Origin of the sequence: Luteimonas campi (assembly GCF_051162505.1) — a bacterium.
Lineage (GTDB): Bacteria > Pseudomonadota > Gammaproteobacteria > Xanthomonadales > Xanthomonadaceae > Luteimonas.
In genome coordinates this window covers 1,097,166-1,105,509 of the sequence record NZ_JBNWEM010000002.1, presented here as the reverse complement: position 1 = coordinate 1,105,509, position 8,344 = coordinate 1,097,166, and the positions used below count along the sequence as shown (strand labels likewise).

Below are 8,344 nucleotides of genomic sequence, written 5' to 3'. Positions count from 1 at the left end.
GCGTTATCGGGCGCGCACGTCGGGCTCTCGGCTCTTAGGCTAGGGGAAACTCAAGACATAAGGCGTTAGGCGGCATGGTCAAGTTTCCCTGCACATTCTGTAATGCCACTACTGACTCCTCACGGGATCTTGTCCGAATGCCTCGTGACAATCCAAAGTGGTGGCATCTAAGCCAAACCGTGTCGGAGTACAAGTGTTCACGCTGCGGTGCGCTGCATGCACTCAGGCTCCGGCCGCAGGGAGTGCTGGCCTACACTTTGGCGGCACCGGTCCTGGCTATAGCTGCAATGTCTTATGCTCCCGAATCGACAGAGCGCCTCGGGCGGTGGCTGGGGCGTGTGGCGTATAAGCCCATCGTCGTCATGCCGGGTGAATTAACACCCCAAGTGCAACACCCCTGAGAGTCCGTGCAAGCGTTCGATCGGGGTCTCGTAGCCATGTCGCTTCCTCGGTCTTGTGTTGAGTTTATGCGTGATGCGATCGCAGTGGGCTTGGTTGACACGGGCCAGGCTCTTCCGCTTCGGCAGGTACTGCCGTAGCAGGCCGTTGAAGTTCTCGTTGCTGCCGCGCTCCCAGGGGTGATGCGGGTAGGCGAAGTAGCAGCGAATGCCCGTCGCCTGTTCGATCGCACGATAGCCATGAAACTCGGTGCCGTTGTCCCAAGTAATGGTTTTGAATGGCAGGCCACTGCGGCGGATCACGTCCACGACTGCGCGGTTGACCGCTTTGACAGTCCGGTGCGGCAGCCTGACCACCAGCGCCACTCCTGTGCTGCGTTCCACCAGCGTCAACAGGCAGGCTCGTTCGCCAACGGTGCCGATCACGGTATCGCCCTCCCAGTGGCCAACCTCTCGTCGATCCTCGATCTCCACAGGGCGAGTGTCGATCATGGGCTTGCCCTGGAGTTTTCCGCGCCGTTCCGGCCCAAACGCGCGTTTGCGCCGTCGCTTGCCGGCCTGCCGCAGGCAGCAACGCAACTGACCGCCAGTGAGCCGGTCGCGATGGACATGCCGGTAGATCGTCATGTGGCTGATCCGGACGACGCCATGCAGCGCCAGCCAGCGGGAGATCTGTTCCGGACTCCACTGCGCATGCGACAGCAGCGCCTCGACGCGTCCATAGGTGTCAGCATCATGCTGCCTGACCTGTCGGCTACGTCGTCGTCGGCCGTTGGTCCGTTCCTGGGCCTTGCTGGGCCGGTAGGCACCATCGGTCCGGTGGCAGCGGTTGCGCTGCACTTCGCGACTGATGGTGCCGGGCGCACGTCCCATGACTCGGGCAATGGCCCGCAGTGACTGCCCGTCGCGGTGGAGGACAGACAGGGTGTATCGTTCGGACTCGGTGAGCTGGTGGTACATGAGGGATCGTCTCTTGCCGGAGTGATCCCCTCCAGTCTGCCAGCTCACCTCTTCACTTATGGGCGGCGCGGGTGTTGCACTTAGTCTGTTAACCCGCGCTGTCTAACAGATCATTCAAGCCGACGCCGCTCCGCGGCGCTGCTTAACTCTAGTGTTTGCGCCCATGGAAGGAATCAGCCACCTCACCTTCATCTGCCGTGATCTCGAGCGGATGACCAAGGTGCTAGTGGACGGACTGGGTGCCCGCGAGGTCTACGACAGCGGTGCGGAGCAGTTTTCCCTATCTCGCGAGAAGTTCTTCGTACTGGGCGGAACGTGGCTGGCCGTGATGGAGGGTGCGTCACCTGCGGAGCGTTCCTATCAGCACGTCGCGTTCGCCGTAGCCGAATCTGATCTGCCTCGGTACCAAGCCCAGCTGAAGGCGGTCGGGGTAGAGATCCGCCCGCCCCGTCCGCGAGTCCAGGGCGAAGGGCAGTCTCTGTACTTCTACGACTTTGATAACCACCTGTTCGAGCTGCACACTGGCACATTGGAGCAGCGCCTGGCGAGCTACGCGGGCTTGAGCGGTGAATTGACAGCCCAAGCGCAACACTCCTGACGGCTCGCGCATACGTTCGATCGGCCCCTGGTAGTCATGTCGTTTCTCGGTTGCGACAGCCAAGAGACTGGGTTCATTTCAAACCTTTCTCCGCAGACTGGAAGCCAGAGCCGCCTCTTCCGCACGAGGCGCGCTTTCATGCCAAGAGCCATCCCCTTTCCCTGGCTCACCCTCCAGCCTCGCGCGCAGACAAGCGCAGCCTAGAAGGGTCGGGCGAGAACGATGATGCCGGCCACACGAGGCGTCGGCCGGATCCGGACGACATGTCGTGGTTGGGAACGTCGACTGCCGAAGGTCCGCCCGAAGGCCGGCCACCTAGATCTTGAGATGCCACCCGCGCCGGTCCATCCAGCGCGCGATGCCCCACCACAGGGCGACGAAGGCCAGGGAGAATGTCAGCGAGGGGACATAGGGCCCGAAACGCGGCGTCATCCAGCCGGCGAAGCCGTGCTGGTACAGCGGCGTCCATGCGCCCAGCAGCACCAGCGCACACGGCAACAGGGCGGAGCCTGCGTAGGCGGTGATGGCGTTGACGCCGAAGCTGCGGCCGAGCGCGGGCCAGCCGCGACGGTCGATGAGCACGTGCATGGCGGCCAGCGCCAGCGCGGCCCAGCCGCCGCTCCACAGCACGTAGGAAGATGTCCATAGCGCCTTGTTGAGCGGCATGAGCGGCGACCACGCCGCCCCCAGCACGAGCATCGCCGCCCCGGCCCACCACAGCGCGCGCAGACGACCCCGGCGCAGCCACTCGCCGGCGCGCACACCCAGCAGCACGGTGGCGACCGACGGAAACGTGGTCAGCAGGCCTTCGGGGTCGCGGCCCAGGCCGGTGGTGGCATCGAAGCGGTAGAGATACGGCGCGAACAACGCAGTGTCGGTGCGGTCGGCGAGGTTGTGGAACTCGGCGTAGCCACCGGGCGCCAGCAGCGCCCACCAGCCCAGCAGCAAGGCGGCGACCAGCGCCCATTGCAGGCTCGGACGCAGGTGCATGGCCAGCGGCGCGGCGATGATGAAGCACAGGCCGATGCGTTGCAGCACGCCCCAGGGGCGATAGTGCGGCTGGTCGTAGGCCCACCAGGCGGCGAGGTTGAGCAGCAGACCCAGCGCGATGATGCGCAGCCCGCGCGAGGCGATGGCCCGGTGCAGCACGCGCGCATCCGCGCCCTGCGCGACGCGCGGCACCAACCCCAGCGCGATCGACACGCCCACTACGAACAGGAAGAACGGAAACACCAGATCCGTCGGTGTGCAGCCGTGCCAGTCGGCATGCAGCAGCGGGGCGTAGACATGCCCCCAGTCGCCCGGTGTATTGACCAGCAGCATCGCGGCGACGGTAAGCCCGCGCAGCGCATCGACCGAGGCGGAGCGCGCGCCGACACCGTTCACGCTGCGTGGCGCTCCATGTCGCCGGCGATCCAGGTGGCCTGCACTGCGATGGCGTCGTCGAGCAGCGCCAGGTCGGCCGCATAACCCGGTGCGATGCGGCCGTGCGTATGGCCGAGGCCGAGGAATGCGGCCGGATAGCGCGATGCCATGCGCGCGGCCTCGTCCAGCGGCAGGCCGAGCAGCTGCACGCTGTTGCGCACGGCGCTGGCCATGTCGAGCGCGGAGCCGGCCAGCGCACCGGCGGCATTGCGCACTACGCCGTCGACGGCGGTAATGGTTTCCCCGTACAGCGTGAAAGCCGGATCCGCGGCGCCCACCATCGGCATCGCGTCGGTGACCAGGAACAGCTTGCCGCAAGGTTTGGCGGCGAGTGCCACGCGCAGGCTGGCCGGGTGCACGTGCACGCCGTCAACGATGATCCCGCACCAGCTCCGGGCATCCTCCAGCGCAGCGCCGACTACGCCAGGCTCGCGCCCGGTCAGCGGCGTCATCGCGTTGTACAGGTGGGTGAAGCCGCGCACGCCGGCATCGAGGCCGGCGCGGGTCTGCTCGTAGGTGGCCGCGGTATGCCCGGCCGCGACGACGGCGCCGCGTGCGACCAGTGTGCGGATCGTTTCCGCCGGCACGCATTCGGGCGCCAGCGTGACCAGGGTGACGCCATTGTCGAGCGCCGTGACCAGCGCGATCTCGTCGGCGTCGGGCACGCGGAACACCGCGGCGTCGTGCGTGCCCTTGCGCGCGGGCGCGAGATACGGGCCCTCGAGATGGATTCCAAGCACGCCCGGTACGCCTTGCGCGATGGCCGCGCCCACCGCAGCCACCGCCTCGCGCATCACCTCGACCCGGTCGCTGATCAGGGTGGGCAGCATGCCGGTGGTGCCGTAGCGGCGGTGCGCGCGCGCGATCGCGGCAACACCGTCGACCGTGGGCGTATTGTTGAGCAGCACGCCGCCACCGCCGTTGACCTGGGCGTCGATGAAGCCGGGAACGAGGCTGCCCTTGCACAGGTCGATCTGCTCGGCCTCGCGCACGCGCGGATCATCGGCGGGGACGACCGCGACGATGCGGCCCCCTTCGATCAGCACCGCGGCATCGTCGCGGAATCCGTCGTCAAGCAGGATGCGTCCGTTGACCAGCGCGTTTGTCATGGGTGGAGGGTGTCCCGTTCAAAGCGTTCCTGCGTTGCCGCAAGGCCACCTGCGTCCTTCCGCGGTCGTGCGGGTCCGTCATCCAGCGTCAGCGACTCTGGAGGCGCAGGCTCCCGTGCTCGCGGGAATGACGGCACTGCTGCTGCGTCGGCAAGGCTGGAGATGCGGATTGTTCGCTGCGTTCGAAACGACGGGCGCGGCACGGACGGGCGGCGAGGCGGCGAAACGGCGACGTGCGGCGTGGCGGACACGGCCCTACACCGTCTCGGTGACCTTGTTGAGGTGCGGCGGCGTGTCCGGATCGAAGCCCCGCGCCAGCGACAGGGCGTTGGCCATGCGATAGAAGGCCTGCACTTGCAGCAGCGGTGCGCAGGCCGGATGCGGCGCCTGCGGCAGCGGCAGGTCGGCTCCCTCCGCCGCATCGGCCAGCCACACCTGCGCGCCGCGCCCGCGCAGCTCGCCGGCCAGTGCGCGCGTGCCTGGGCCGGTGTCGTCGGGCTGGGCGAACATCAGCACCGGGAAGTCCCGGCCCACCAAGGCCATTGGCCCGTGCTTCACCTCGGCCGAGCTGTAGGCTTCCGCATGCAGGCCGCAGGTTTCCTTGAACTTGAGCGCCACTTCCTGGGCAGCGGCCAAGCCCGGCCCGCGTCCGAGCACGAACAGGTTGCGCGCCTCGCGCAGGCCCTCGGCCGCAGGCGACCAGTCGCAGCCCCAGGCCGCGCGCATCGCCGCAGGCAGCGCATCCAGGGAGGCCGGCAGCAGCTCATCCTCGCCCCACAGCGACACCAGTTGCAGCAGGGCCGAGAGCGAGGCGAGATAGCTCTTGGTCGCCGCCACGCTGCGCTCGGGCCCGGCATGCAGCGGCACCACCACGTCGGCCAACCCCGCCAGCGGCGAATCGGCCACGTTGACCAGCGCGACCACGCGGGCCCCGGCGGCGCGCGCCGCTTCGGTATTGCGCAGCAGGTCGGGGCTGCGTCCGGACTGCGAGATCGCGATGAACAGGGCATCGCCAAGCTGCTGGCGCACGCCGTATACCGAGCCCACCGACGGCGAGACCGAAGCGGTGACCAGGCCCAGCCGCGTCTCGATCAGGGCCTTGGCATAGGTGGCGGCGTGGTCGGAGCTGCCACGCGCACAGGTGGCGACGAACGCGGGCGGGCGGCGCCGCAGGTCGGCGGCCAGGTCTGCCAGCAGGTCGCGATTGGCGATGAACTGCGCGGCCACGACGTCGGGCGCCTGCGCCGCCTCGCGGTGCATCCACGTCGTCTCGGTATGCATCTGCGGAACAGTGGTCATTGCGGTCATGGCTCATCCGTGGCTGGCTGCAGCGGAGGCTGCGCGCGCGGGCGGACCGGCGCGGTGGAGCCGCGCACCACCAGCTGCGGCACGAAGCCCTGGTTGTGCGCGGCCGCGGCATCCTGGCGCAGGCCGCCGATCAGCATGCGCGCAGCGTGTCGCGCGATCTCTTCGGTGGCCTGCTTGGCTGTGGTGAGCGCCGGCCAGGACTGGCGCGAGAACGGACTGTCCTCGAAGCCGGCGATGGACAGGTCGAAGGGCACGTTCATGCCTGCCGACTTGGCCGCCGCCAGCACGCCCGCGGCGATCTCGTCGTTGCTGCCGAAGATCGCGGTGGGCGGCTCGCGCAGCGCCAGCAGGCGACGCGCGCCGCGGAAGCCGTCGTCGAAGGTGTAGTCGCCGGGCACCACCAGATGCTTGTCGAGGGCGATGCCGTAATCCTTCAGGGCCTGCTCGTAGCCGAGATAGCGTTCGGAACTGGACAGATGCTCCTGGCCGCCCCACAGAAAGCCGATGCGCTGGTGCCCGAGCTGGATCAGGTGCTCGGTGATCTCGTAGGCCGCGTCGCGGTCGTCGACATAGACGCAGGGATGGCCATCGCCCGGGTCCTGCGCCGCGGCGATGATCCGCGTGGCGCGCACGCCGGCCTGCTCCAGTGCCTCGATCAGTTCGATCCGCTCGGAAATCGGCGCGGTCAGCACCAGGCCCGCCAGTCGCGAGCGCTGCACCAGCTCGACCAGCTCCTCGGCCAGCAGCGGCGAACTCGCATCGCAGGGATGGATCTGCAGGCCAAAGCCGGTCTCGCGGCACGCCGACAGCACGCCGTTCTGCAGGCCGATGATGTGGTACGGGTTCGGGTTGTCGTAGACCAGGCCGATCACATAGGCGCTGGCGCTGCGCAGGTTGCGCGCGGACGGGTCGGGCTCGTAGTCGAGCTCGGCAATGGCCTGCAGCACGCGCGCACGGGTGGCCGGCAGCACCGCGGGTTCGTTGTTGATCACCCGTGAGACGGTCTTGAGCGATACCCCGGCGCGCCCGGCGACGGTGCGGATCGTCGGCTTGCGCGGATTGGCCTGCGCATCGTTCACGCTCATGCTGCGATTCCTGTGTCCTGCCCCCTTGCTCCGTGACTAACGTTGTCATACTTCGCGACCGGATGCCAGCAGATGGCGGGCTGGATGGGCGCACGCTGCGGCGCCGATCCTTGCTGTTCTGCAGCATGGGACATGCCGACCAGAACAGGACATCCGCGGACACGGCCCGCACATTCTCGCCGTTTATGCGAGTTTTGCCCGATCAAACGGATCATTGTTCCACGCGAAGGCTTTATTTGTAGCCGCAGGGGCGCCCGGCGCACGCAGCGCTTGACATCGTTGTCACGACATCGACACTAGGCCTGCACGCCGCAGTTCGCGGCGCTGCCCGCCAGGAGTCCACGTGGGAGCCAGCACCCGCCACCTGTCCGTCAGTCCCGGCCCGCGTCGCGGCGCCGCGACCGTGCTGGCCGCCGACGTCGGCGGCACCCACGTGCGCGTGGGGCTGGTGGATGTCGCCAGCCCGCAGTCCCTGCAGCACTACCGGCGATACGCCTGCGCCGACTTCGCCGGGCTGGGCGAACTGCTGCAGGCCTACGTATCCAGCGTGGCCGCGGCCGCAACCGTCAGGCACGGCGTGCTCGCCAGTGCCGGCCACGCGCGCGAGGACGGATCGCTGCTGTCGGTCAACCTGCCCTGGCCGGTGGTGCCTTCCCGCATCCAGGCCGCACTGGGTTTCGAGGACCTGCGCCTGGTCAACGACTTCGAAGCCCTGGCCCACGCAGGCTCTGCCACGGGAACGCACGCCCTGCTGCATCTGTCGGGGCCGGAAGTCGCGCCGGCCGGCCCGGTGCTGGTAGTCGGCCCCGGCACCGGACTGGGCGCGGCGGTGCGCATCGCCGGTCGCGATGGCCAGGCGCAGGTGCTGGCCACCGAGGCCGGCCAGGCGTCGCTGACCGTGTCCACCGAACTGGAGCTGGCGGTGCTGCGCGAGTTCCTGCGCGAGCGCAGCCACGTGCCCAACGAACACGCCCTGTCCGGCCCCGGCCTGCTGCGCCTGCACGGCGCCCTGGCTCGCGTGCGCGGGCAGGCGCCCACGCAGTCCAGCCCAGACGCGATCAGCGCCGCCGCCGCGACGGGTGATGCGCTGGCGCGGGACACGCTGGCCCTGTTCTGCGGGCTGCTCGGCGGCGCGGTGGGCGACATGGCCCTGCTCTACGGCGCCCGCGGCGGCGTGCAGCTGGCCGGCGGAATCCTGCCGCAGATCCGCGAGTTCCTGGCGCAGAGCAGTTTCGTGGCGCGGTTCCTGGACAAGGGGCCGATGCGCGAATCGCTGCTGCGCATTCCCGTGACCCTGGTCGAGCACGGGCAGCTGGGGGCGATCGGCGCCGCCAGCTGGTACCTCGACCAGTGCCGCAACAACAACGGATGCATGGATGCGCGACTGACCTGATCCGGTACGCGCGGCCGCCATGCGGACGCGCGCACCCACGCCACAGGCTGCCGGACCCCCGGCCGGCG

General features: G+C 68.6%; 7 protein-coding genes. 2 read left to right on the top strand and 5 right to left on the bottom strand.

What is annotated here, in order from left to right; genetic code table 11:
* Positions 1-374: 374 nt before the first annotated feature.
* Entirely contained in the window at positions 375-1,358 is a 984-nt protein-coding gene (locus ACQYVW_RS09805) for an IS30 family transposase (protein ID WP_434946852.1), read from the bottom strand.
* A gap of 163 nt (positions 1,359-1,521) precedes the next feature.
* Between ACQYVW_RS09805 and fosX the strand changes: the two genes are divergently transcribed.
* Positions 1,522-1,956: a FosX/FosE/FosI family fosfomycin resistance hydrolase gene (gene fosX, locus ACQYVW_RS09800; RefSeq protein ID WP_434946851.1), complete on the top strand. Its 435-nt coding sequence runs from the start codon at positions 1,522-1,524 to the stop codon at positions 1,954-1,956.
* A 315-nt stretch (positions 1,957-2,271) separates the two neighbouring features.
* Here the strand turns inward: fosX and ACQYVW_RS09795 are convergent, their stop codons facing one another.
* The 4 genes from ACQYVW_RS09795 to ACQYVW_RS09780 all read right to left on the bottom strand — a co-directional run bounded on the left by ACQYVW_RS09795 (position 2,272) and on the right by ACQYVW_RS09780 (position 6,883).
* Positions 2,272-3,342, bottom strand: a complete 1,071-nt coding sequence (locus tag ACQYVW_RS09795; RefSeq protein ID WP_434946850.1) for an acyltransferase family protein — start codon at positions 3,340-3,342, stop codon at positions 2,272-2,274.
* Positions 3,339-4,490, bottom strand: a complete 1,152-nt coding sequence (nagA, locus tag ACQYVW_RS09790; RefSeq protein WP_434946849.1) for an N-acetylglucosamine-6-phosphate deacetylase — start codon at positions 4,488-4,490, stop codon at positions 3,339-3,341. The genes ACQYVW_RS09795 and nagA overlap by 4 nt, the downstream gene beginning before the upstream one ends.
* A 255-nt stretch (positions 4,491-4,745) precedes the next feature.
* On the bottom strand, positions 4,746-5,771 hold the full coding sequence (locus ACQYVW_RS09785) for an SIS domain-containing protein (RefSeq protein WP_434946876.1): 1,026 nt from the start codon (positions 5,769-5,771) through the stop codon (positions 4,746-4,748).
* A 23-nt stretch (positions 5,772-5,794) separates the two neighbouring features.
* Positions 5,795-6,883, bottom strand: a complete 1,089-nt coding sequence (locus tag ACQYVW_RS09780) for a LacI family DNA-binding transcriptional regulator (RefSeq protein WP_434932977.1) — start codon at positions 6,881-6,883, stop codon at positions 5,795-5,797.
* Between the two features lie 343 nt (positions 6,884-7,226).
* On the opposite strand from ACQYVW_RS09780, the gene ACQYVW_RS09775 reads away from it, so the two are divergent.
* On the top strand, positions 7,227-8,276 hold the full coding sequence (locus ACQYVW_RS09775) for a glucokinase (protein ID WP_434946848.1): 1,050 nt from the start codon (positions 7,227-7,229) through the stop codon (positions 8,274-8,276).
* Positions 8,277-8,344 lie beyond the last annotated feature (68 nt).

What these genes read in the sequence shown, in the direction of transcription:
- nagA (WP_434946849.1), bottom strand. Translation starts at nt 4,490, where the DNA reads ATGACAAACGCGCTGGTCAACGGACGCATCCTGCTTGACGACGGATTC.
- fosX (WP_434946851.1), top strand. Translation starts at nt 1,522, where the DNA reads ATGGAAGGAATCAGCCACCTCACCTTCATCTGCCGTGATCTCGAGCGG.
- ACQYVW_RS09780 (WP_434932977.1), bottom strand. Translation starts at nt 6,883, where the DNA reads ATGAGCGTGAACGATGCGCAGGCCAATCCGCGCAAGCCGACGATCCGC.
- ACQYVW_RS09805 (WP_434946852.1), bottom strand. Translation starts at nt 1,358, where the DNA reads ATGTACCACCAGCTCACCGAGTCCGAACGATACACCCTGTCTGTCCTC.
- ACQYVW_RS09785 (WP_434946876.1), bottom strand. Translation starts at nt 5,771, where the DNA reads ATGCATACCGAGACGACGTGGATGCACCGCGAGGCGGCGCAGGCGCCC.